Source organism: uncultured Algibacter sp. (assembly GCF_947495925.1).
GTDB lineage: Bacteria > Bacteroidota > Bacteroidia > Flavobacteriales > Flavobacteriaceae > Algibacter_E.
Genome location: NZ_CANMAU010000001.1, coordinates 654,567 through 679,454, shown reverse-complemented (window position 1 = coordinate 679,454; position 24,888 = coordinate 654,567). Strand labels below are relative to the sequence as shown.

At 33.1% G+C, this 24,888-nt stretch carries 19 protein-coding genes; 9 read left to right on the top strand and 10 right to left on the bottom strand.

Features of this window, described 5'->3' with window-relative positions:
- Position 1 precedes the first annotated feature (1 nt).
- The 4 genes from Q0857_RS02950 to Q0857_RS02935 all read right to left on the bottom strand — a co-directional run bounded on the left by Q0857_RS02950 (position 2) and on the right by Q0857_RS02935 (position 8,444).
- Positions 2 to 844, bottom strand: a complete 843-nt coding sequence (locus Q0857_RS02950; RefSeq protein WP_298531882.1) for an alpha/beta fold hydrolase — start codon at positions 842 to 844, stop codon at positions 2 to 4.
- Position 845: 1 nt separating this feature from the next.
- A complete protein-coding gene (locus Q0857_RS02945; protein WP_298531879.1) occupies positions 846 to 3,599 on the bottom strand; it encodes a PD-(D/E)XK nuclease family protein in 2,754 nt (917 codons plus the stop codon).
- Between the two features lie 77 nt (positions 3,600 to 3,676).
- Positions 3,677 to 5,029 carry an OmpA family protein gene (locus tag Q0857_RS02940; protein WP_298531876.1) on the bottom strand — a complete coding sequence of 451 codons (1,353 nt, stop codon included), beginning with the start codon at positions 5,027 to 5,029 and terminating at the stop codon, positions 3,677 to 3,679.
- A 277-nt stretch (positions 5,030 to 5,306) separates the two neighbouring features.
- Positions 5,307 to 8,444, bottom strand: a complete 3,138-nt coding sequence (locus Q0857_RS02935) for an exodeoxyribonuclease V subunit beta (RefSeq protein WP_298531873.1) — start codon at positions 8,442 to 8,444, stop codon at positions 5,307 to 5,309.
- Positions 8,445 to 8,566: 122 nt separating this feature from the next.
- Here Q0857_RS02935 and Q0857_RS02930 point away from each other — a divergent pair, with 122 nt between their 5' ends.
- On the top strand, positions 8,567 to 9,175 hold the full coding sequence (locus Q0857_RS02930; protein ID WP_298531872.1) for a superoxide dismutase: 609 nt from the start codon (positions 8,567 to 8,569) through the stop codon (positions 9,173 to 9,175).
- A gap of 493 nt (positions 9,176 to 9,668) precedes the next feature.
- On the opposite strand, the gene Q0857_RS02925 is transcribed toward Q0857_RS02930, so the two are convergent.
- From Q0857_RS02925 to Q0857_RS02910, 4 genes are all read right to left on the bottom strand, one after another.
- Complete coding sequence (locus tag Q0857_RS02925; RefSeq protein WP_298531868.1) at positions 9,669 to 11,567, bottom strand: amidophosphoribosyltransferase; 1,899 nt, start codon at positions 11,565 to 11,567, stop codon at positions 9,669 to 9,671.
- Between the two features lie 105 nt (positions 11,568 to 11,672).
- Positions 11,673 to 12,599 (bottom strand): PfkB family carbohydrate kinase, encoded by a 927-nt coding sequence (locus Q0857_RS02920; RefSeq protein WP_298531866.1) that lies wholly within the window; start codon positions 12,597 to 12,599, stop codon positions 11,673 to 11,675.
- Between the two features lie 101 nt (positions 12,600 to 12,700).
- Positions 12,701 to 13,342, bottom strand: coding sequence for a ribonuclease H family protein (locus Q0857_RS02915; RefSeq protein ID WP_298531863.1), 642 nt, complete (start codon positions 13,340 to 13,342; stop codon positions 12,701 to 12,703).
- The gene (locus tag Q0857_RS02910; protein ID WP_298531861.1) at positions 13,335 to 13,901 is read right to left on the bottom strand and encodes a phosphoribosylglycinamide formyltransferase; all 567 of its coding nucleotides are present in this window, start codon (positions 13,899 to 13,901) and stop codon (positions 13,335 to 13,337) included. Before Q0857_RS02910 ends, Q0857_RS02915 begins: the two co-directional genes overlap by 8 nt.
- 188 nt (positions 13,902 to 14,089) lie before the next feature.
- On the opposite strand from Q0857_RS02910, the gene Q0857_RS02905 reads away from it, so the two are divergent.
- From Q0857_RS02905 to pyk, 5 genes are all read left to right on the top strand, one after another.
- Complete coding sequence (locus tag Q0857_RS02905) at positions 14,090 to 14,323, top strand: acyl carrier protein (RefSeq protein ID WP_008269813.1); 234 nt, start codon at positions 14,090 to 14,092, stop codon at positions 14,321 to 14,323.
- 23 nt (positions 14,324 to 14,346) lie between these two features.
- Positions 14,347 to 15,597, top strand: coding sequence for a beta-ketoacyl-ACP synthase II (fabF, locus tag Q0857_RS02900; protein WP_298531858.1), 1,251 nt, complete (start codon positions 14,347 to 14,349; stop codon positions 15,595 to 15,597).
- A 98-nt stretch (positions 15,598 to 15,695) separates the two neighbouring features.
- Positions 15,696 to 16,436, top strand: a complete 741-nt coding sequence (gene rnc / locus Q0857_RS02895; protein ID WP_298531855.1) for a ribonuclease III — start codon at positions 15,696 to 15,698, stop codon at positions 16,434 to 16,436.
- 121 nt (positions 16,437 to 16,557) lie between these two features.
- Positions 16,558 to 17,043, top strand: a complete 486-nt coding sequence (locus Q0857_RS02890) for an IPExxxVDY family protein (protein ID WP_298531852.1) — start codon at positions 16,558 to 16,560, stop codon at positions 17,041 to 17,043.
- Entirely contained in the window at positions 17,043 to 18,485 is a 1,443-nt protein-coding gene (gene pyk / locus Q0857_RS02885; RefSeq protein ID WP_298531849.1) for a pyruvate kinase, read from the top strand. The genes Q0857_RS02890 and pyk overlap by 1 nt, the downstream gene beginning before the upstream one ends.
- Before the next feature lie 151 nt (positions 18,486 to 18,636).
- Here the strand turns inward: pyk and Q0857_RS02880 are convergent, their stop codons facing one another.
- Complete coding sequence (locus Q0857_RS02880) at positions 18,637 to 19,809, bottom strand: helix-turn-helix domain-containing protein (RefSeq protein ID WP_298531848.1); 1,173 nt, start codon at positions 19,807 to 19,809, stop codon at positions 18,637 to 18,639.
- A gap of 252 nt (positions 19,810 to 20,061) precedes the next feature.
- Between Q0857_RS02880 and Q0857_RS02875 the strand changes: the two genes are divergently transcribed.
- Positions 20,062 to 22,638: a glycoside hydrolase family 3 C-terminal domain-containing protein gene (locus tag Q0857_RS02875; RefSeq protein WP_298531845.1), complete on the top strand. Its 2,577-nt coding sequence runs from the start codon at positions 20,062 to 20,064 to the stop codon at positions 22,636 to 22,638.
- A gap of 17 nt (positions 22,639 to 22,655) precedes the next feature.
- Here Q0857_RS02875 and dinB read toward each other — a convergent pair whose 3' ends face one another.
- A complete protein-coding gene (gene dinB / locus Q0857_RS02870) occupies positions 22,656 to 23,756 on the bottom strand; it encodes a DNA polymerase IV (protein ID WP_298531841.1) in 1,101 nt (366 codons plus the stop codon).
- A 67-nt stretch (positions 23,757 to 23,823) separates the two neighbouring features.
- On the opposite strand from dinB, the gene Q0857_RS02865 reads away from it, so the two are divergent.
- Both Q0857_RS02865 and Q0857_RS02860 read left to right on the top strand, forming a co-directional pair.
- Entirely contained in the window at positions 23,824 to 24,297 is a 474-nt protein-coding gene (locus Q0857_RS02865; protein WP_298532171.1) for a CYTH domain-containing protein, read from the top strand.
- Positions 24,298 to 24,307: 10 nt separating this feature from the next.
- Positions 24,308 to 24,841: a YciI family protein gene (locus tag Q0857_RS02860; protein ID WP_298531838.1), complete on the top strand. Its 534-nt coding sequence runs from the start codon at positions 24,308 to 24,310 to the stop codon at positions 24,839 to 24,841.
- Positions 24,842 to 24,888 lie beyond the last annotated feature (47 nt).

The window sequence follows — 24,888 nt, the reverse complement described above, 5'->3', positions numbered from 1 at the left end:
CTTATGCGTTAATAAAGTGAATCATTTCATTTATAGCTTCATTTAAATGCTTGGGTAGTTTTTGTTTCGTGTAGGGATGTTTTGCCCCAAAAACATGGTTTGCTCCACAAATTATTTTTAAATGGCTTTCAGGATTCCATTGATGGAGTTGTTTAGCTTCATCAACTAAAACACTCGAGTCATCATCACCATGAATAATTAAGTATGGAATGTGTAGGTTACATACGGCTCGTTTGATGGTGAGTCGTTCTTCATTTTTTATAAAGTCTTCATAAAACTGATAGTAATGAGGCATCTGCTGCTTTGTTCTCTCGTTTAAAACATATTTTACTCCATCTTTTTTCCATGATTCTAATTCTCCTGTTGTTGCGGTGCGTTTGCCATAATCGCATACGCCAGCAAGACTAATTACTTTTTTAATTCTGTTATCTTCTTCGGCTATAATGGTTACAATACCACCGGCCCTACTATGGCCTATTAGGATAATGTTGTTTAAATCTACATCTTTTTTTAGATCAGAATTGGAGGAAACCCAATCAATAACTGCTTTTAAATCATCTAATTCTATAGAGTAGTTGTTGTTCCCAAAAGCTTCTAAATCGGGGAAATCAATAGGATGTTCTATGGTCCCACCGTTATGCGAAAAATTGAATTTTATAAAAAAGAACCCCGATTCGGCAAATGTTTTAGCCATCAAATCCCAGGCTCCCCAATCTTTAAAACCTTTATAACCATGGCAAAATATGATTACTGGTTTTTCATGTTCCTTATCATTATAAAAAACATCAGCAAGTATTGATTTTTCGTGCTTTCCTGGAACAATTATATTTTTGGTTATCGTCATTTTAAACGTCTTTTTCTATAAAGTCAATTTTTGGATCACAAATATCGCGAATAAGCTTTGTTAGTTCAATTTTAAAGGCATTTAAAGTCTCTTCTGTAATTAATGAGTCTTTGGATCTAGAATAAGTACTTTCTTTTTTAGAAAACTTCATAAACCCTGAACTTAAATTTTTAAAGGAGATGATTCCTGCTTCAAATGGTGAGTTTAATATTTTTGATTGTTGCATCATATATGCATAAGATAACACTTGAAAACTTTTACTATACTTTTTGTAATCGGTTGTTATATCTTCCCAATTAACAATTTCTACCTGATTGGGTAGTACACTTCCTGTTTTGTAGTCTATAATTCTTGTGATACCATTATATTCATCAACTCTATCTACTTTTCCTTTTAAAACAATTGGGAAATTTAATTCTGGAATACTAATCGAAACTTGATTATCAGCTTCTATGGCCATGATTTTTATTGTATTTCCTGAACTTATTGCTTTAACTTCATAATCTAAGAAATTAGAAACATAGCGCTTAGCTATTTCATAAATGATTAGGTTCTTTCCCTTGTTAATATCCCCTTCTTTATATTCATTTTGAAAGTGATAGCTAACTCGTTCATCAATATTTAACCTCAATTGTTTAATGATCTCAATGGTTAGAGTTTTTCCTGTCAAAGGTTTATAGAAATCTTCTAAAGTGTTATGTACAACGGTTCCTAAGGTGTTCGCTGCAACGGTTTCTTCTACTTCATTATGATCTTTAATTTTTAATATTTTTTGATAATAAAAGTCAATGGGGTTTCTTATATAATTGGTTAGGGAGGATGGTGAAAATCCTTCATTAGCTAAATTAACTAATGCTTTCTGTAATTCTGGAGTTTTGTGAATACTATTTAGCTTTGTCTCAATAATTGGAACCTGAGGAGTAACAATTTGATGTTTAATTTGGTGTATGTCTTCCAATTCAAGTTGTGTAATAAATCTACTTTTTTCTCCACCTGTTAATACATCGGCTTCAGTATTATATAGAATAAATACTTTTTTAGCACGTTGTAGAAGTCGATAAAAATGGTAGGTGTAAACAGCATCTTTTTCCTTATATGTGGGTAAGTTATTTTCTAATTTTACATCAAATGGGATGAAAGAATTATTACTTTTTCCAGATGGCAAAATACCTTCGTTGACTGATGAAATAATAACAGTTTCAAAATCTAGTACACGAGATTCAAGCATACCCATGATTTGAAGACCTTGTAATGGTTCTCCCTGAAAATCTAAAGATTCCGAGCTTAAGAGTTCTTTATAAATACTATATAGTCCTTTGATGTCTTTTAAATGTTGATGTTCTGAATTTAACCTATGGATTTGGTTAAATAACTCATTGAATCTGAAAAGATATTCTAAGGAAAGTAAGTTTGAATTTTTATCCTGATCTAAATATGTTTTTATTTCTAGGATTAATTTGGAACAAGTTTCTAAAGTTTTATCGATGGAAACATTCCAGTTTGAAAAAAGTAAGTCAATGATATGATTTGATTCGTTGGCTATCTCTTTTAAACGGGATAAGCTAATATAAATAAGGTTGTTGTTTTCAATAGATTCGATAAGTTTAGTTGCCCAGTCTATATTTTTATTAAGAAATAAAGGGCGAATATATTGATGTGATATTATGGATATAACTTCTTTAAAATAAAATGTGTTTGAAGGTTGCTTATGCAAGTTAAGTAAGGCATCAAATAGGGACGCTAATGGAATAGATTTTAGAGGAAACCCCATGGTTATATTCAGGGAGTTAATAGTATTGGGAATTGAATTTAGTACAGGTATTAATAGACTTTCATCACCTAAAATAACAGCAGTGTTTTGCAGTGTAGTATTATTTTCTTGTAACTTTTTTAATAAAGAACCAATATATTTGGCTTGCCCAATATTTTTAGGAATCCCAAATGCCGAAATGTGTTTTGGTTTTGAATAGTTTTGTGAGATCCAGTTGAATGAGTTTTTTTCAAAGTAGTTCCAGTTCTTTTTATGGTGTCTTAAAAATAAGCCAGCATCATGCTTTTCATTTTCGATAAAAACAGTGTCAGTGTCCCAATAAATGTTAGCTAAGTTGGTTTCAAGAAGTTTTTGAATTATGGTTTCTTCGGCGTTGTTTAATGCATTAAAACCTAAGAATACATGTTGTTTGTTTGAATTTTTGATATAAGAATTTATTTGATTTACAGCTTCTCTATAAATCAATCCTTGGTATCCTATTTGTTTGTTTTTTAAATGTTTTGTAAAATGATCATAATACAAGTAGAGTTTATTCCAAAAAGCAAGGTAGTTTTTAACAAAATCTGTTTTTGGTTCTTCTAAAGACCAATGTTTTAGATCTTCAATAGCACTTAGATAATCGAAGATCTGCTCTTGAGGAATGAGGTAGCGATCTATTTCGTTAAAGTCCTGAAGTAAAATTTGCGCCCATTTTGAAAATAATTCAAATGAATCATGCTCGGACTGGTTTGTTACAGTGCAGTAAGAGGAGTAAAACTCAAAAAGAAGCTCTGTATTCGAGATGTTTTTTAGTTGGGATAGGTCCTCTACAAACTCTTCAATACTAATTATATTGGGAGAGAAGATCGTTTGTTTTATTACTTTAGGAAGTTGATGTTTTAAGAAGACACCAGCACGTTTGCTTGGTAGTATAAAGGTTAATTTGGAGAAATCGGTATTTTGTTTTTTTAAATCGTTTAATACATCAAGAATGAAAGTCGTCATGTTATAAAAATAAAAAACGCTTCGGATATCCGAAGCGTTTTTAAATATATTTATTTTAAACTTAAACTAACTCGTAATTAGTCTTTGTTTAAGTTAATTTCAACACGTCTGTTATTTCTTCTTCCAGCTCTTGTTTTGTTAGTATCAAGAGGTTTAGACTCTCCATAACCTGCAGCAGAAAGTCTACCACCGTCAATACCACCTTTAACTAAGTAATCTTTAACAGAGTTAGCTCTAGAGTCAGATAATTTTTGGTTTAAAGTTTCGCTACCAACACTATCAGTATGACCTTCAATGTTAAATTTAGCATTAGGATATTCTTTTAAGATATCAATAATGTTTTGTAAAACTTCAGCTGACTGATTTTTAATAGATGCTTTACCAGTATCGAATAAGATGGTTTTAGCGTAAGCATTTAATGCTTTTCTAACAGCCTCAGTAACTTCAGGACAACCGTTATTTGCAACAGTACCTTTTACATCTGGACATTGATCATCTTTATCAATAACACCATCGCCGTCAGTATCAGGCCAAGGGCAACCGTTATTTGCAGCAGGACCAGCAACATCTGGACATTTATCATCTCCGTCAGCAACACCATCACCATCAGCATCTGGACATCCGTTTAATGAAGCTAAACCAGCAACAGTAGGACATTTATCATCTTTGTCAGCAATACCATCACCGTCAGTATCAGGACAACCATTTAACTCTGCAATACCAGCTTCGTTAGGGCAATCATCTTTGCTGTCTTCTATACCATCACCGTCAGTATCAGGACATCCGTTGAATGCTTCTAAACCAGCAACTTCTGGACAAGCATCATCTTTGTCGTATATACCATCTCCATCAGTATCAGTTCCACCAAATTTAATAGAAAGACCTAAACTGTGTTGGAAATGTTTAGATAAGTAATCTTCAAAAGCATGTTTATAAGTGGCTTGATAAGTTAAACCAACATTTTCGCTAAGCCATATGTCTAAACCAACTGTTCCGTTTAAAGTACCAGCACCAACTTCATCAACCCAAGTGTAACCACCACCAACACCAACGAAAGGTGTTATAGTTGTTCCTTCAGTAAAGGCGTACTTAATAGTACCATCTAAACCATAATAAGATAAATCGGCAGCATCAGCTTCACCAAATTTGTCGATTTTGTTTAATGATCCCGAAATTCCAAAAGAAAACCCGTTATTAATGTGTTTAGAAACAGAAAGTACGGATAAAGAAGGTAAAATGTTCCAGTGATCTGTAGCATTGAAAAATTCGTCAAAATAATCTCCTTGTGGAAAATCTTCTCCAACAGGATAAAAATCAACTGCGTTTACACCAATGGAAATCTGCCATGGATTGTTTTTGTCTTGTGCGTTAACGTTACTGCAAACAAGTACGAGCAACATAGCGGCTAATAATCTGCTAAGATTTTTCATATTCAAAAGTTTAATTTTTAAGTGTTAATTGTAAACAAAAGTAAGTTGTTAAATTTTATTAACAAAGACAAATATATAAAAATATTGAAGATTCTCTTTGTCTATAGGTAGTTCAGAATGATTTTAGATAAAATTTAAGTGCTTCTAAGCTCTGAAAAAGCCTCTGAAGCTTTGCTTAATGGGGGTTTCTTATTTTACCTATGTTTGTACTTTAATTCTTGCATTATTTTGAGATTCTTTGAGGTTAAAGAAACTCAATTCTATCATTAAAAGGGATCTAAAATATTTTAACATCAATAGCATCATTAATATAAATAAGAATCTTCCTTTTAACACTAATATTCATGTCCTCTAAAACATCTTGATAAGATTGTAGTTGCTGTTGATGCATTTTATCAGGCAGGCCTGTTTTATAATCCAAAATGACAGCTTCGTTTTCAGAATTTAAGACAATTCTATCTGGCCTTAAAATGATACCTTCTTTTGAAATAATATCACGTTCATTATATACCTTATTTTTCGAAATAAAATAGTTTTTAAGCTCTTTATGAGTAACTATTTGAAGGATAGTCTGTTTTAAGAAAATGGATTGTTGTTGACTAATTAAGCCCGTGTTAATAAAGTTATTGATTATCCCATTTACATCATCAAAAGTGATTATTTGAGACATTATATTATGAATTAAATTACCTCTTTCAATGGCCTCTTGCTGATTAGTATCCCATAAATAGCCTGATTTTGCGATGACTTTGATATTGTGATCTTCCTTGGCTGTAGAAATAAATTCAGTCATTAAAATAGTATTGTTTTCAGAATCAGATCTATCGAAATATTTTTTTGAATTACCAAAGGAGAAAACTAACTGGGAGTCATTCCAAATTCCTAAATGTTGCAGGTAACTAATAAATAGGCCAGAATATTTTTTATTATTAACAACACCTTTAGAAGTTATATCTTTAACTGAAATAACATAGAGTTGTTCTACAGCCCGTGTTAACACAACATATAGTAAATTAATACTGTCTAATTCAAGCTCAGATTGATGTTTATTATATATCGCTTTCCCTTGCTCTCCATAAAACTCAAAATCCTTATTATAATTTAATAAGGTTTGAGTAAAACCATTATATAGTTTATTATCTAGAGCGTACCATTCTTTAGGATCAATATCCTCATATATATTGATATCAGCATAGGGGAAAATAACTGCGGGAAATTCTAAGCCTTTCGATTTATGAATAGTCATAATTTGAACCGCATTTTGCCCTACCGGAGAGATAATACTTAAGTTTTCTTTTTTCTTTTCGAAATGATTTAGAAAACCTTGAATGTCTGAGCCTTTATTTTCTGAAAAATCTAGAACCACGTCTAAATAAAATTGAATGTAGGCATTAGATTGGGAAACTAGATTGAAGCTTCTAACCATGGTTTCAACTAAATCATATAGCGGCAGTTGAGTTAATCTTTCAGTTGAAATGTGAACATTGTATTTTGCGAAACTTTTAAATAAGGACGACGTATCTAGGTTTATATGATTTGTAAAAAAATCATGTTTATCTGTGATATTAAAAAGATTTGTAAGATAATTGAGAACCTTAATCTTTATTTCATTGTTTTTTGGCTGTATTAAAAATGCTAATAGATCATTTATAAATTTAACTTCGAGAGAATTTTCTAGTAATAGCGTTTCAGAGGATATTATTGGAATACCCTGAAGGCTTAAGTAGTTGGCTATAGCAACACCTTCTTTTTTCTTTCTAATAAGTACACAAATATTATCTAGTCTAAATCCGTTTTCTAAACACTCTTTAATTTTATTTAAGACGATTTCAGGGAAAATAGAGTTTCGATCATCATCTTTGTCTATTTCTAAAAATGATAACTCCACATATCCATCATTTTTCTTAATGATATTTTGACTTCCATTTTGGTAAAGATCTTGGTAATCAGCATTACTGAAAACATGGTTAGCCAAAAACGTGAAAAACCCATTATTGAAATTTACTATTTCTTTAAAACTTCTATAGTTTTCTTCAAGATCTCTGATGTCTTGCTCAGCATGAAATGGTTTACTTGTTTTATTAAATAAACTTATAAACTGTTCTGCTTTACCACCACGCCAGCGGTAAATAGCTTGTTTTGCATCTCCAACAAGCATGACGCTCCCTCCTTCAGAAGCTAGTGCGTTAGCCAATAAAGGGACTAAGTTTTTCCATTGGATAACTGAGGTGTCTTGAAATTCATCAATGAAATAATGCTTGAATTTTTCACCTAAGCGTTCATAAATAAATGGAGTTGGTTGTGTGGAGATTTCCTTACTAATAATAGCATTAAATTCGGAAATAAGCATCTTGTTTTGCTCCTCTTTTAGCTGTATAAGTTCATTGTTAATGGCATTTAAAACTGAAAGTGGCGTGACATTTTTATAAAAGACTTTGAGAAATTTTAGATTAAAAACTTCACGTTTAATGTTTTTATAAAACACTTCAATTTCGGGTAGTAAAGCATCAATAGTATCTGCTAAATTCGAACTTATTGTTTTATTGTAGATACCTTTTCTTTCAGAAATATTTTCCTCTAGTTTGTTGTTGTAAAGACCATTTAAATCTAATTTCTTAATTTTCTTAAAATGGTTAGGTAAAGTGCCTCGCGTAAAATCAGTATACTCTAAACCAGCTTTATCAATTAAAGTTAAAACGTCTTGAGCGTTATTTATGATTTGTTTTTTTGAGTTTGAAATTTCTTTGTACAGATGATTTTTTAGAGCTTCAAAATCGGCTAGAGTTTTATCCTTTAAAGAGTCAATAAAAGGTTTATCATTTTCATTTACCAGTAGTTTTGCTATTTTATTGAAATCATAAGAAACGTCCCAGCTTTTATCATCGTCTGCTTTTTCAATTGCAAAGTCAACCAAGACTTTAGTGAGTTCTTTATGTGTTCCTGTTTTAGCAATTAGGCTGTCTACGGCTTCATTAAGCAACGTATTTTGGTCAAGCTCAACCTCAAAGTTTAAAGGTAGTTTTAAGTCGTGAGCAAAAGTTCTTATTATTCTATGTGTAAAACCATCAATTGTTGAGATATCAAAAGCTGCGTAATTATGAATAATAGTGTCTAGTAATAATTTAGATTTTCTCTGAAGTTTCTCAGGTTCTATATCTAGTTCAACAGCAATGGATTCAAACATGCTATCCTTTTCATTTATTACATTAGGCTTTGAGAATACTACGAGCGCATCAATAATCCGCTCTTTCATTTCTGCAACGGCCTTGTTTGTAAAGGTTATAGCCAGAATTTGTTTAAAGTGAAATAAGTTATCAGATTGAAATAAATGTTTTAAATATTCTTTTACCAAAGTATAAGTCTTTCCGCTACCTGCAGAGGCATTATATATGGTAAAAGGTTGTGCTTTTGGCATCTATGATAATTTGCTTACAAGATAAAAACTATCAATGGTTTCATAACAATTTATTATTTTTAATTGACTTGTTTTATGTGTAAATTTGAATGAATTTAAATATTAATAAAAAACAAATAATTATGGCTTTTGAATTACCGAAATTAGAATATGCGTACGATGCTTTAGAACCTCATATGGATGCGCGAACTATGGAGATACATCATACTAAACATCATCAAGGATATACTAACAATTTAAATAATGCCATTACTGGTACAGATTTAGAAGGAAAGACTATTGAAGATATTTTAACGAATTTAGATTTGGAAAATGGAGCTGTTAGAAATAACGGGGGAGGATATTACAATCATTCATTATTCTGGACAGTTATGAATCCTGAAGATAGAGGTTATTTATCGGGAGAATTAAAGGATGCAATTGAAGCTGCTTTTGGTTCTAAAGATGAGTTTATTGCTGCGTTTAGTAAAGCCGCTGCAACACGTTTTGGTTCAGGATGGGCATGGTTATGTGTACATAAAGGAGGTAAAATTGAAATTTGTTCTACACCTAATCAAGATAACCCTTTAATGCCAGGAGTAGGCTGTGGAGGGACGCCAATTTTAGGTTTAGATGTGTGGGAGCACGCTTACTACTTAAACTATCAAAACCGTCGTCTTGATTATATCAATGCGTTTTTTAGCGTAATTAATTGGAATGAAGTTGAGAAGCGTTATGCGGAGGCAAAGTAATTAGTTTCAAAAAATACCTAATAGAAATAAGTCGTCTGAGAATTAATTTTTCAGGCGATTTTTTTTGAAAATTTTTAAGGAAAGTTTATAAAATGAAAAAGGTGAACGAGAGTTCACCTTTTTGCCCCAAATCTACCATGAACTTAACCTACTTATGTTATGGTGGTTCAAATATAGGATTGTAATAGGTGCTACTAAAATTTTTTAGTTAAACGGCTCAATTATTGGCTTAACAGAGTACTAGGGTATTACTACAGGTGAAATGCAAATAAATGATTGGATATATTAAAGGAAACTAAAACGCATAAAAAAAGGCGAACAAGCGTTCACCTTTTTTTGCCCCAAATCTACCATGAACTTAACCTACTTATGTTATGGTGAGAGCAAGTTATATGTATTTTAGATAACCTGAATATTTATTAGACGAATAACGCATTTATAGGATGAAATACATTATTTGCGGTTTATCAGTAATTAATTATGAATTTCGTAATTAATATGCACGTTCTTTATTTCCTTCGTAAAAATTAATAAATGCTCTGTTTACCACACGGTTACCTCCAACAGTTGGGTAGTTTCCTGTAAAATACCAATCCCCTGAATGGTCTGGACAGGCTTTATGTAGGTTTTCAACTGGTTGAAAAATAATTTTTACTTCTGCTTTTATGGAATCATCACTTAGTAATTCTGAAATTTTATCAGAAATCTGCTCGTCTGTAAATGGATTATATATTTCCTTAACAAAATTTTGAACATGTTTGTCGTCCAAATTGGTTTGTTTCAAACACTTATTATAAACCTCTTCAACAATGTGGTATGTGTTGGCCTCCTTTAATAATTCTAAGGCAGCTCTAAAAGCAACTAAACTTTCTAGGTTGGCCATGTCTATACCATAACAATCTGGATATCGAATTTGTGGTGCAGATGATACTACAATGATTTTCTTCGGATTTAAGCGATCTAACATTTTAAGGATACTCATCTTTAAAGTGGTTCCTCTTACAATACTATCATCAATAATAACAAGGTTGTCATTTGGCTTAATTACGCCATAAGTAACATCATAAACATGAGCAACTAAATCATTTCTACTACTGTCTTCGGTTATAAAAGTTCTAAGCTTAACATCCTTAATTGCTATTTTTTCAACTCTTGCATGTTCAGATAAAATCTCTGTGACTTTAGCAGCAGAAAGTGAACGTTGACCATTTAAGATGGCTTGTGTTTTTCTTTTATTAATAAAAGCTTCAGCCGTTTCAATCATTCCAAAAAATGAAGTTTCTGCAGTATTTGGAATATACGAAAACACGGTGTTCTTCGTATCATTATTAATGGCTTCAAGAACTTTAGGCATTAATAATTTACCTAACATTTTACGTTCTTGATAAATTTCAGCATCACTTCCTCTGGAGAAATAAATACGTTCAAAAGAACAAGCCTTTTTTTCTAAAGGTTGTAAAATTTGTTTAAGTCTAACTTCTCCAGATTTTTTGGTAATAATTGCTTGTCCAGGCTCTAATTCTTTAACGTCTTCAAAATTGACATTAAAAACGGTTTGAATAACAGGGCGCTCAGAGGCGACCACCACTACTTCATCATCTTTATAGTAAAAAGCAGGTCTAATCCCAGCAGGGTCTCTTAACACAAAGGAGTCCCCATGTCCTATAAGTCCAGCCATTGCATAACCACCATCCCAGTTTTTCGCAGCACGTTTTAATATTTTGCCAACTTTTAATCGTTCTGCAATTTGTGGAGAAGCTTCTCTTTTGTTATAACCTTCCTTTTTTAAGTCTTTATATATTTTACTAACCGCATCATCTAAGAAATGACCAATTTTCTCCATAATAGTTATGGTATCGGTATACTCTTTAGGATGCTGCCCTAATTCAATCAGGTTGCCAAAAAGTTCTTTAACATTTGTCATGTTAAAGTTTCCAGCCATAATTAGATTTCTGTGCATCCAGTTGTTTTGTCTTAAAAACGGGTGTACACTTTCTACGCTGTTTTTTCCAAAAGTACCATAGCGTACATGTCCTAAAAGCAACTCTCCTATATAAGGGATATTTCTTTTTTGGGCGGCAACATCGTCTTTATATTCTGGGTGCTCTTCAAATTCCTTATTAACACGGTCATTAATTTGAGCAAAAATATCTTGAATAGGTTGTTGTGCTACAGATCGAACTCTGCTTATGTAACGTTCTCCTGGTTTTGTGTCTAACTTAATACTAGCAAGTCCAGCACCATCTTGACCACGATTGTGCTGTTTTTCCATCATTAAGTACATTTTATTTACACCATAAAATGCAGTGCCGTATTTTTTTTTGTAGTATTCTAAGGGCTTTAAAAGTCTAATAACAGCTATTCCACATTCGTGTTTTAAGGCATCACTCATATTAAAAATGTTTTCGCTTTACTCATTAATTATATTTTTTTATTTCCTTTTCAAGAGAATAAAAAATGTTCAAATTAAAAACGCGCTCCCTTAGAGCGCGCTTGATTATCCTATTTCTATTTCAAATTGTGTTAGTTGCTTAAACTGCAGCAGTCGCTTATGGACTTGCTCACTTGTTAAATTCTGCATACGCTCGGTTCCAAATTTTTCTACGCAAAATGATGCTAATGTTGATCCATATATAACAGCACTTTTCATGTTCTCAAAGGAGAAATCGTTTGTTTTGACTAAGTATCCAGCAAACCCTCCAGCAAATGTATCGCCTGCTCCTGTTGGATCAAAAACTTCTTTTAATGGTAAAGCTGGTGCATAAAACACCTGGTCATCATGAAATAGTAATGCACCATGTTCACCTTTTTTGATGACGACATATTTAGGTCCCATATCATGAATTTTTTTGGCTGCAACAACTAAAGAATATTCTCCAGTTAACTGTCTTGCCTCTTCGTCATTAATAGTTATAACATCTATGCGCTTAATTACATTCAATAAATCTTCTAAAGCGCAATCCATCCAAAAATTCATTGTGTCCAAAATAACCATTTTTGGTTTTTTTGACATCTGATCTAAAACACTGGATTGAACTAAAGGATGCAAGTTACCTAGCATAACAACCTCTGCATCTTTATAATTTTCAGGAACAACAGGGTTAAAATCAGCTAATGTATTTAACTCGGTAACTAAAGTGTCTCGAGTATTCATATCATTATGATAACGTCCACTCCAAAAAAATGTTCTACCTCCTTTTACCACTTCAATGCCAGAGGTATCGATGTGTTTTTCGGATAGTAAGTTTAAATATTCTTCTGGAAAATCATCTCCAACAATGGAAACAGCGACAGAATCTACATCAAAATGTGAAGCGGCAAGACCAATAAATGTGGCTGCTCCACCTAATATTTTATCGGTTTTACCAAAAGGCGTTTCAATAGCATCAAATGCAACTGTGCCTACAATAACTAATTTACTCATAAAAGAGACCTGATAATTTTCTGCAAATATACGTCTTTTTAGAGATTACCTCTATTATATTTTTTCAAGTTTACAAAAGGAATTATTACAGTGTTGGGTCTCTATTTCCTCCCAAAATCAGCTGGGATTTCACCCCATGCTTTGGTCTCCCATTTTACTATTACAGTGCTGTAGTCATTGTTTTTTAACCAGTCAATAGCCCGATCGACCAAATCAAAAACAGGTTTATTTTTATTATTTAGCTCTAATTTTGTATTGCATGTTTTTTTTCTAACCCAGCTCATGGCTATTTTGGAGTCTGTATAAAGTATACGCTTGCTGTTGTTTTTTTTAAGAATAGCTAAACCGTGTACAAGGGCTAAAAACTCTCCAATATTATTAGTGCCTTCTTGAAAAGGACCTTGGATAAACAATTGTTTTTTAGTTTTTGTATCTACTCCTCTGTATTCCATTACGCCGGGGTTGCCACTTGATGCAGCATCAACAGAAATAGAATTATAATTTGGCAACCCTATTTTTTTAAGTTGCATGTCTGAGAGCTCACTTGTAAATTTTTTGCTTTTACCTATATAGTCTTTATAATTCCCCTTTAGAGCTTTTTTTGCAGCTTCAAAAGTTGAAAACGATTTGTATTGTGCACCTTGGTAATCTTTTGTTTGAGCTTTACAATCGTTCCAAGATTCAAAAACACCTGTGTGATGTCCTTTCCAAACTGTATAATATTTTTTTTTCTTTTTACCCATTCAACAGGTTATCGACTATCTTTGGGAAATGTTCCATCTCTAATTCATGAATCTTAGCTGCAATATCTGCAGCAGTATCGGTTGGTTTTATAGCGCATTTCGCTTGAAAAATTGTTGCGCCTTCATCATAATTTTCATTTACATAATGAATAGTAATGCCCGTTTCAGTCTCATTATTGGCTACTACAGCCTCATGCACATGCATGCCGTACATGCCTTTACCGCCAAATTTAGGTAAAAGTGCAGGGTGAACATTAATTACTTTGTAAGGAAATGAATTTAATATATGTTCAGGAAACTTCCATAAAAAACCAGCTAAAACAATCAAGTCTGGTTTTGAGGCTTTTAAAATATTTAGAACATCATCAGTTTCATCAAACGCTATCCTGTTGAAAGTTAAGCTGCTAACTTTAAGTTTTTTTGCCCGATCTAAAACTTTGGCATGAGGATTGTTACATAGTACTTGAATAACAGACGCATTATCGCTGTTGTGAAAAAACTTAATCAAATTTTCAGCATTACTTCCGCTTCCGGACGCAAAAATTACAATACGTTTCATTTTACAGACTATAGTGTTAAAATTAATTCGAACAAAAAAAAGAATAATTATTAACAATTATAAGGCAAAGTTATAAATACTTAAAAGTAATTTTAGTAAATTACAAACACATTTTTATATTAAAGATGTGTTTTAAAAATAAAGTTTTTTATTTTTGCCAACTAATTAAAACTTAAAATTAAAAGATTATGTCAGACATTGCATCAAGAGTAAAAGCGATTATCGTAGACAAATTAGGAGTAGATGAGAACGAAGTTGTTACAGAAGCTAGCTTCACAAACGATTTAGGAGCAGACTCTTTAGACACTGTAGAATTAATTATGGAGTTCGAAAAAGAATTCGATATTCAAATACCAGATGATCAAGCTGAAAATATCGCAACAGTTGGTCAAGCTATTTCTTATATAGAAGAAGCAAAATAAGCTAAAAAACAAGCAAATACTTTATGGAATTAAAGCGAGTTGTAGTCACAGGATTAGGAGCTTTAACACCAATTGGAAATACCAAAGATGAATATTGGGAAGGTTTAATTAGTGGTAAAAGTGGGGCTGCGCCTATAACATATTATGATACCGAAAAGTTTAAAACAAAGTTCGCTTGCGAATTAAAAAACTTTAACGCGACTGATTTTTTTGATAGAAAAGAGGCTCGTAAAATGGATAAATTTGCGCAATACGCTATGGTAGCTGCAGATGAAGCCATTAACGATTCAAAGCTTAATCTTGATGAGGTAAACAAATTACGTGTAGGTGTTATTTGGGGTGCAGGAATTGGTGGATTGGAAACCTTTCAACAAGAAGTTTTAAACTTTGCTGGAGGCGATGGTACACCGCGATTTAACCCGTTCTTTATTCCTAAAATGATTGCTGATATTGCGCCAGGAAACATCTCCATAAAGCATGGTTTTATGGGGCCTAATTATACCACGGTTTCAGCTTGCGCATCTTCTGCTAATGCTATGTTTGATGCTCTAAACTCTATTCGTTTAGGTCATACAGATGTTGTTGTTACAGGAGGAAGTGAAGCTGCTGTTACCATTGCTGGTATGGGAGGATTTAATGCTATGCATGCATTATCAACAAGAAACGAAAGTCCAGAAACAGCTTCTCGTCCGTTTGATGCTACCAGAGATGGTTTTGTATTAGGAGAAGGAGCAGGAGCTTTAGTTCTAGAGGAATACGAACATGCAAAAGCTAGAGGTGCAAAAATATATGCAGAATGTATTGGAGGAGGATTATCTTCTGATGCTTATCATATGACAGCTCCGCATCCAGATGGTATTGGTGTTATAGCAGTAATGAAAAATTGTTTAGAAAATGCAGGTTTAAACCCAGAAGATGTTGACCATATTAATACGCATGGTACATCTACACCTTTAGGAGACGTTGCAGAGTTAAAAGCAATTGCTGAGGTATTTGGAAGTCATGCCAAGAACATAAATATTAATTCAACAAAATCAATGACAGGTCACCTCTTAGGTGCTGCTGGAGCTATTGAAGCTATTTCGGTTATATTGGCTATGGAAAATGGTATTGTACCTCCAACAATAAACCACACTACAGTAGATGAAAACATTGATTCTGAATTAAATTTAACCTTAAATAAGGCTCAAAAGCGCGACGTAAAAGTAGCAATGAGTAATACATTTGGATTTGGCGGTCATAACGCTTGTGTAATATTCAAAAAAATAGATTAAATCCCGAATGAAGTAAACCATAATGATAAATTAAATTTTACAGTAAAATGAAACATGGTTTATTACATCTGACATTGAAATAGAATATTTATTATCAGATGAAACACATTCGTAACATATTAAATTCCCGTTTTAAACGCAACGGGAATTTTTTTATGCAATTAACTGAAATTCTGCAGTTCAAGCCAAAAGAAATAAAGTATTATAAGCGAGCTTTTACGCACCGTTCCATGAATATTAAGGATAGTAAAGGTAATGCGTTTAACTATGAGCGTTTAGAGTTTTTAGGAGATGCCATGTTGAGTTCAGTCATCGCATCTCACTTATATCTTGAAGTTCCTAGTGGAGATGAAGGCTATCTTACAAAAATGCGATCTAAAGTAGTAAGCAGAGAACATTTAAATGAGTTAGGTAAAGATTTAAAACTCATTAAATTGGTTGAGAGTAAAATACCTGCTGGTCAGTTTGGAGATAATATTCACGGTAATTTATTTGAAGCTTTAGTTGGGGCTATTTTTTTAGACAGGGGTTATAAATACTGTGAAAAGTTTATCGATACTAGAGTAATAATACCCTATGTCGACATTGAGACCTTAGAAGGTAAGGTTATTAGCTACAAAAGTTTGCTTATTGAGTGGTGCCAAAAAGAAAAGAAAACGTTTGGGTATCATGTTTATGAAGATACAGGTAATGATGATGTCAGGCATTTTTCAGTCAAGCTATCAATTGACGATAAAATAGTGGCTAAAGCCAGAGCTACTTCAAAGAAAAAAGCCGAGGAAAAAGCTTCCAAGCGTGCCTTTTTTGCATTCCAAAGCAGGATGTCACAAATGATATGAAATAGCGTAGAAATAGAATTATTAACTACAACGTTTTAGTTGGTTTTCATGTTAACATTGCCACTTAAGTGATACTACACTAGTATATATGTACTATATTTACCGAGTTTAATTGTAAATTATGGCCGTTCATAAGTTTATTTTAGATGACACTTTTGATGAATCGCTATACACCTTAATAGCAATACATTGTAGGCTTGAAGATTATCGCTTAGCTTATTTGATAAATAGAAATTTAGGTATTTCGTTGATTCGTAAGGCATCTGATTTAGACTTTGATGATGGACAAGTGTCTTACTCAATTTATGAATGGGAAGATCGTAAAAAACTAGTAACATGGAGTTTAGTGTCTAATGTATGTAAGACAGAAGAGCTTCAAAGCAGAGATTATAAGTCGTTATTCGACACACAAGAAAAAATAATAAAAACATTTCATTTATTGCCGGAACACAGAACTGTAAACTATTTTTTAAAAATAGAAAGTGAGTTTAGCTTTAGTAAGGAAAAATATATTTTAGATAGTATATCAAAGATTCCGCAAGTAGCGACCACTTACAGTGTTGATTCTACCAAATTGAAATCTAAGGACAATTTAATTTTTAACTAATGTCAACAACAAAAAAAACCAAAATAGTAGCAACTCTCGGACCCGCTACAAGCTCAAAGGAAGTTTTAAAAGGCATGCTTGATGAGGGTGCTAACGTTTTTAGAATAAATTTCTCTCATGCTGACTATCAAGACGTAGCAGAACGTGTTAAAATGATTCGTGAGCTTAACGAGGAATATGGATTCACAGCCGCAATTTTAGCTGATTTACAAGGGCCAAAACTTCGTGTAGGAGTCATGAAAGAAGAAGTGGTCGTAAATCCAGGTGATGAAATTATTTTTGCTACTGGAGAACGTTTTGAAGGTACTAAAGAACGCGTTTATATGACCTATGATAGGTTTCCTCAAGACGCAAAACCTGGAGAACGTATTCTTTTAGATGATGGAAAGTTAATTTTTGAGGTAGTTTCTACAGATAAAGAATCTGAAGTTAAAGCTAAGGTTATTCAAGGCGGACCTTTAAAATCAAAAAAAGGAGTAAACTTACCAAACACAGACATTTCACAGCCAGCATTAACTGAAAAAGATATTGAAGATGCAATATTTGCGATAAGCTTAAATGTGGATTGGATTGCTTTGTCGTTTGTGCGTCATGCAGAAGATTTAATGCAATTACGCGATTTAATTGCAAAACATTCCGATTCTAAAATTCCAATTGTAGCAAAAATAGAAAAACCAGAAGCGGTTGAAAATATAGATAAAATTGTTGCGCATTGTGACGGCTTAATGGTAGCTCGTGGTGATCTTGGAGTTGAAGTACCAGCACAAGAAGTTCCGCTTATTCAAAAGCAATTGGTATTACGTGCTAAAAAGGCGAGAATTCCAGTAATCATTGCAACGCAAATGATGGAAACTATGATTTCTAGTTTAACACCAACCAGAGCAGAGGTGAATGATGTGGCTAACTCGGTTATGGATGGAGCTGATGCCGTAATGCTTTCAGGCGAAACTTCTGTGGGGCAATATCCAGTGCAGGTTATCAAACAAATGTCTGATATTTTATTAAGTGTTGAGAATTCGGCATTAATTCAAGTACCACAATTACCACCGCATATTCGTACCAATCGTTATATCACGAAATCAATATGCTATCACGCTGCTAATATGGCTAACGAAATTAGTGCAAAAGCCATTTCAACCTTAACAAATAGCGGATATACGGCGTTTCAAATTTCAGCATGGAGACCATCATGTCATATTTTAGTATTTACATCGAATAGGCGTATACTAACAAGGTTAAGTTTGCTTTGGGGGGTTAGCGCTTTTTACTATGATAAATTTGTAAGTACAGACGAAACGATCGAAGATGTAAACAGTATTGCTTGTAAAAAAGGGTATCTAGATGTTGGAGATATGCTTATTAGTTTAGCCGCAATGCCAATGAAGGATAAAGGTATGGTAAATACCTTGCGTGTCACTGAAATAGAAAATTGTAATTTCTAAGTAAATTAGAATAAAAGATAGTTAGACTTAAATAAGGGTTAGCCTTATATCTTGTAAACAAAAAAACTGCTATTATAGCAGTTTTTTTGTTTTTACTAGATGTCAATCTCTAACCTACATTTGTAGTATACTTATATGTTTTTCAATATTATTATAGATGTTCTAATTCCACCAATTTACAGCTAACATCATTTCGTTGTAAGCCATTAACCTCAAATAGTGCATTAAAATGCTTTGATTCTCCATGTAATTGTTTTCTAAATTCCACTAGCCAATTTTGGTCAGTAAACTTTTTGACTGTTGCCATTACTCCAATGTCGTTATTCGATACAAAATACAAAGCACTTTTACCCGTACTCAAAGAAGTATAAGAAACCATGGCATATTCTACTTTTTGGTTATCGCCAAATTTTGTGTTATAAACTTTTTCCGTACCATTGCCTTTGTATTTAAACCCATCGTTAAAAGTCGTAAATACTTTACTGTCTTTTAAAAATAAGGACTTTGACAAATTCATAGTTTTATATTGTCCCACAAATAGAATATTGTGGTTTTGTACATCCTCATACTTCAGCCTGCTTTCTAATTCAAGTTGAAAATCGTTTTTATAGGATTCAAACCAATGACTAAGCGTTTTAACAGTATATGGTGCCATTTTCGACATCAATGTATAATCAGTTGTTTTTAGCTTTTTGTCAGGATGTTTTTGGGTGTACTCAAAGAGATCATTATGGTTATTGATTTCTGGATATGAAATGCCATAAATTTTCCCATTGGGCAGTTTTTCATAAACCATATACTGATCGGAAATAACAACTAGATTTGGCGCATTCTTTTCAAAATAGTTTTTCCATATAAAACTAGGTTTTTTATGAGTTACTTTAACAACAAAAAAAGTAGTTAATGTAAGTAGCAAAACAGTGCCAATACCCTTAATATAGTTAATCGGAATTATGACCGATGCTTTAGCTTTATTACTAGATTTAGCATATTTGGCAATAGGTATAAAACTTATAGTGTATTGTCCTTTTATAATTTCAAATACAACAGGCTCATTTTTTCCAGCTTCATTATAATACTCTGTCAGTTTCTTGCGAAGCTTATACATATAAGAGCGAACGGTACTATTACGCTTGTTCTCTGAATAGTCAATGCGATAGAGGTCGCTGCCAATGGTAACTTCATTTAATTCCTCTTCATTAAGAGTCTTTTCAACTAGGTATGTTAACAATTCGGTATGAGTGGGTGAATTCGAAAATAGGTTGTGTGTGCAAATACGATTTAACACCTCCATAATAACTCCTCTTTCGATTTTATTTGCCATACTTAACAAAAATACTGCGATTTTTCAATAAAATATAGGCTCCATAATAGAATTGTTCCCTAAATTATTTTTGCAAGCAAATTAGTAGGTTACTCATTTTTTACTTGGGTTAAATAACGGTTGCAGTCACCGTTTTGTAACATAAAATCATTACTTGTATACGTTTTTCACCTGAGTAGAGGGTATTATTGCATAAACATTGAAGTGTAAGCTAGGAGTTTTAACACTTTAAAATAGTGCAAATACTTAATTATGATAAAGCAAAAAGTAACCTGTTATTTTCTTTTCATTCTGTTTGGAGTTTCAGTTGTTAATGGGCAAACCTGGAAAGATCCAAAGGCAAAGCTTGACGATCGTGTAGAGGATCTTTTATCGAAAATGACATTAGATGAAAAAATTAGTTATTGTGGCTCAAGGATTCCTGAAATTGAGCGATTAGGAATTCCATATTTTGAATGGTATGGTGAGGCTTTACATGGTATAATAGGTTGGAATTGTACCCAGTTCCCTCAAAATATAGCTATGGGAACTACATGGAATCCTGACCTAATGTTTGATGTAGCTAATGCTATATCAAATGAAGCGAGAGCATTAAAAAATATGGGCGAAAAAGAAGTGATGATGTTTTCCCCAACGGTAAATATGGCACGTGACCCAAGATGGGGCCGAAATGGTGAATGCTACAGTGAAGACCCGTTTTTAATGTCGCAAATGGCGGGAATGTATGTTCGTGGAATGCAAGGAAACGACCCAAAGTATTTAAAAACAGTAACAACAGTTAAGCACTATGTTGCTAATAATGTTGACAATGGTCGTGAAAGTCACCATTCGATAATTAATCAAAAAGATTTGTACGAGTACTATTTCCCTGCGTACAAGAGTTGTATTGTGGATGAAGAAGCAACTGGAATTATGACGGCCTTAAATGGTTTGAATGGCATACCATGTTCTGCAAATAATTGGTTGGTGAATGAGGTTTTACGACAGGAATGGGGTTTTGAAGGATACGTCATTGCAGACTGGGCAGCTGTTCAAGGTTTAGAAATAAATATGAAATATGCTAAAAGTCAGACGGAGTCTGCCGCAATGGCTATCAAAGCTGGGATAGATCAGGAGTGTTTTCGAAATGACAAAAAACAGGCACCAATGGTTAATGCACTTAAACCAGCGATTGAGCAAGGACTATTAACTGAAAAAGAGTTGGATTTTTCTATTCGAAGATTACTGCGTTTGCGTTTTATGATTGGTGATTTTGATGACCCATCATTCAATCCGTACTCAAAAATTCCAGCTAGTGTATTGGAATGTGAAGCTCATAAAAAATTAGCCCTTAAAGCCGCTGAAGAAGCCATTGTACTTTTGAAGAATGATGATGTGCTACCACTTAAAAAGGATATGGAGAGTATTGCTGTTATTGGACCTTTTGCAGATAGGTGTTGGATGGGTATTTACTCTGGTTTTCCCAAAAGTAAAGTGAGCCCATTTGCGGGGTTAAAAGAGATAACCTCTGCGCAAGTTAGGTACTCCCAAGGTTGTGAAGTGTTGGCTAATGCTGACGATGATAAAAAAATTGCTGAAGCCGTGGCTTTGGCTAAAAAATCAGAGCAGGTTATATTGGTTGTTGGAAATGATGAGACGACTTCAACAGAAAATATTGATCGCGAATCATTAAAATTACCAGGAAACCAACATAAACTTATTAAAGCAGTCCAAGCAGTAAATAAAAACATCATATTAGTGCTAGTACCCAGTGGTCCAACAGCGATACCATGGGAACAGGATAATATTCCGGGAATAATCTGTACATGGCCAAATGGTCAAGAACAAGGTACTGCGCTTGCTAAGGTTTTGTTTGGAGATGTTAATCCTGGTGGAAAATTGAATTCAACATGGTTTAAATCGGATAGTGATTTGCCAGAATTTAATGATTACAATGTACAAACCGGACGCACTTATATGTATTTTGAAGGAGAACCATTATACCCTTTCGGATATGGTTTAAGCTATACGGACTTCAATATTGAAAACGTAAAACTGAGTAGTAAAAAAATAAAGAAACAAGAAAGTGTAGAAGTTTCAGCAAGCATATCGAATGTTGGAGCAGTGAATGGCGATGAGGTTGTTCAGGTTTATATTCGAGATATTAAAACTTCTCAGAAAACCCCAAAGAAGGCTTTGAAAGGGTTTATACGTGTTAGTGTGCCAGCAGGAACGACAAAAACAGTTAAAATAAAACTTCCTTACGAAGCTTTTTCTTATTACGATACTTTAGAAAAACAGTTTATGGTTGAAGAGGGTAAATTTGAAATTTTAGTTGGTAATTCAAGTAACAATATCTCAACTACTAAAACTATTGAAGTAAAAGGAGGTGTAGTTCCTGAGGTTAAAGTTGGACAAAAAAGCGGGTATTTTAATGCTGACGATGAAAACCGCAGAAAAAATTGGGACTATTTATATAAGGATAATTCAGATATGCAAACCTCAGAAAGCGATGAAGAAAATGATAGCGCATGGATTGAATATGAAATTACATTTGTCGATCCGGGGTTTTACGTAAACACATGGAAAGCAGAGTTAAATTTTATTTCCTCTACTAAGGATGCTATTATAGAAACATCTATGGCAGGAGCTGGAATAGGTTCATATACAATTCGTAATAAGCAATTAGTGCTGCCTATTACAATTCCAATTCCACCAGAGTACGGAAAACCTGTACGCCTTAAAATTAAAACTCTACAAGGTGAGGTAAATCATAAGTCAATAAAAATTATTCCTCCTGGAAATAAAGAACCTTTTGTCATTAATAATATCGTAGCTAAATCAGAATAATAGTTAGTATTGTAATTTTAAAACTTAAATTTTAATTGTACACTAATACTTTTCTTTATCTCTTCTTTTGGTTTGTTTTCTGTGTTTAAATTAGATAGGGAAATGCCTAGTAGCCTAACAGAATTATTTAATTTTTCTTGATAAAGTAAATCTTTTGCGGTTTCTAAGATCACACTTTTGTCACTTATAAAATAAGGTAAAGTTTTGCTTCTTGTTTGTAAGGTAAAATCGCTATACTTTATTTTTAGTGTTACCGTTTTTCCAGCAATTTTACTTTTAGCTAATCGTTTAGAAACTTCTTCGGCGATATGCTCTAGCTTTTCAAGCATAAATATTTCAGAAGAGAGATTTTCGCTAAATGTACGCTCAGCAGCTAAGCTTTTTCTAATACGATTGGGTTTCACCTCACTATTGTGAATGCCTCTAATGATGTCATAATAGTAGCGTCCCGATTTTCCAAAATGAGTATCTAAAAAGTCTATTGACTTTTGCTTTAAATCTAAGCCTGTAAATATGCCTTTTTGGTACATTTTTTCTGCTGTTACCTTACCAACACCATAAAATTTTCTAATATCTAAAGCTTCTAGAAACGGAATAACTTCTTCAGGGTTTACTGTTTTTTGCCCGTTAGGCTTGTTATAATCACTGGCTATTTTGGCTATAAACTTATTGATAGAAATACCTGCAGAAGCGGTTAACCCAACTTCATTTAAAATACGTGTTCTTATCTCTTCAGCAATTAATGAAGCGCTCTGGTTTCCTTTTTTGTTTTCAGTAACGTCTAAATAGGCTTCATCAAGAGATAGGGGTTCTACCAAATCGGTATAGTCATAAAAAATATTTCGAATCTGTTTTGAAATTTGAGTATATCTCTCATAATGTGGTCTTACAAAAATAAGTTCAGGGCATAGTTTTGCAGCTAAATTCCCCGCCATAGCGCTTTTAACTCCAAATTTTCTAGCCTCGTAACTGGCGGCACTTACTACACCGCGTTTTCCGCCACCACCCACGGCAATAGGTTTGCCCTTTAATTCTGGATTATCCATTTGCTCAACAGATGCATAAAAAGCATCCATATCAACGTGAATAATTTTTCGAATGTGCAGTTTGTCAGACATACAGTAAATTTAACTATTAAATGTGTTTTAATTAGTACCTTTCGCAATACTTAATTTGAAGTTATTGATGATAGAAATTGAGCGTAAGTTTTTAGTAAAATCTAATGCCTTTAAAAAGGAGGCATTTAAAGAAACCAGAATTATTCAGGGGTTTCTTAATACTCATAAAGACCGAACGGTTCGTGTAAGAGTAAAAGGGAATTTAGGTTTTATTACGGTTAAAGGAAAATCATCTAAAGATGGATTATCACGTTTTGAATGGGAAAAAGAGATTGAGATAGAAGAAGCTGAATCACTCTTGTTTCTTTGTGAGCCAACCATAATTGATAAAATTAGGTATGAAGTTGAAATCGGGAAACATATTTTTGAAGTTGATGAATTTTTTGGCGATAATTCAGGTTTAGTAGTTGCCGAAGTGGAATTGGAAAAAGAAACCGAAACGTTTGAAAAACCGGATTGGTTGGGAGAGGAAGTTACCGGGAAAACAGAGTATTACAATTCGTTATTAAGCAAACATCCATTCTCTAGTTGGAATTCGTAAATATGATATTATGAAAACACTTATTACATCTTTTTTATTAGCATTGATAGTTTTTTCTTGTAAAAATGAACCTAAAATAGAAGTTCCAGTCGAAGACGTAATAGAAGAAGTCCTTGTAGAAGTTGATTCTGTAGTACCTGAAATTGAACCGATAAAAACTTCAAAGCAGCTTAAAGATGAGCTAACAAGTAAAGGGTTTAAAACCTTTGATTATGTCGATGAAAAAACCAAGGATACCATTTTAATGCAACAGTATTTTATGGCATTTTTAAAAACAGGACCTATAAGAGGACAAAATGAAGAGGAAACAGCAGAACTTCAGCAATTACATATGGAACATTTAACAAAAATGTATGAAATGGGTTATGCCGATATTTCTGGTCCTTTTGGTGATGAAGGAGAACTGCGCGGAGTTACTATCTATAATGTACCTACTCTTAAGATGGCAGATAGTTTAGCAAAGGCAGACCCCATGGTTATTGCGGGTCGTTTGGAGATAGAAATTCACCCATGGTGGGCTGCAAAAGGATTCCCTTTGAGATAAATGTTAAGTTTTATTAAATGGACCTGTCGTATTATTAATGTTGCTAT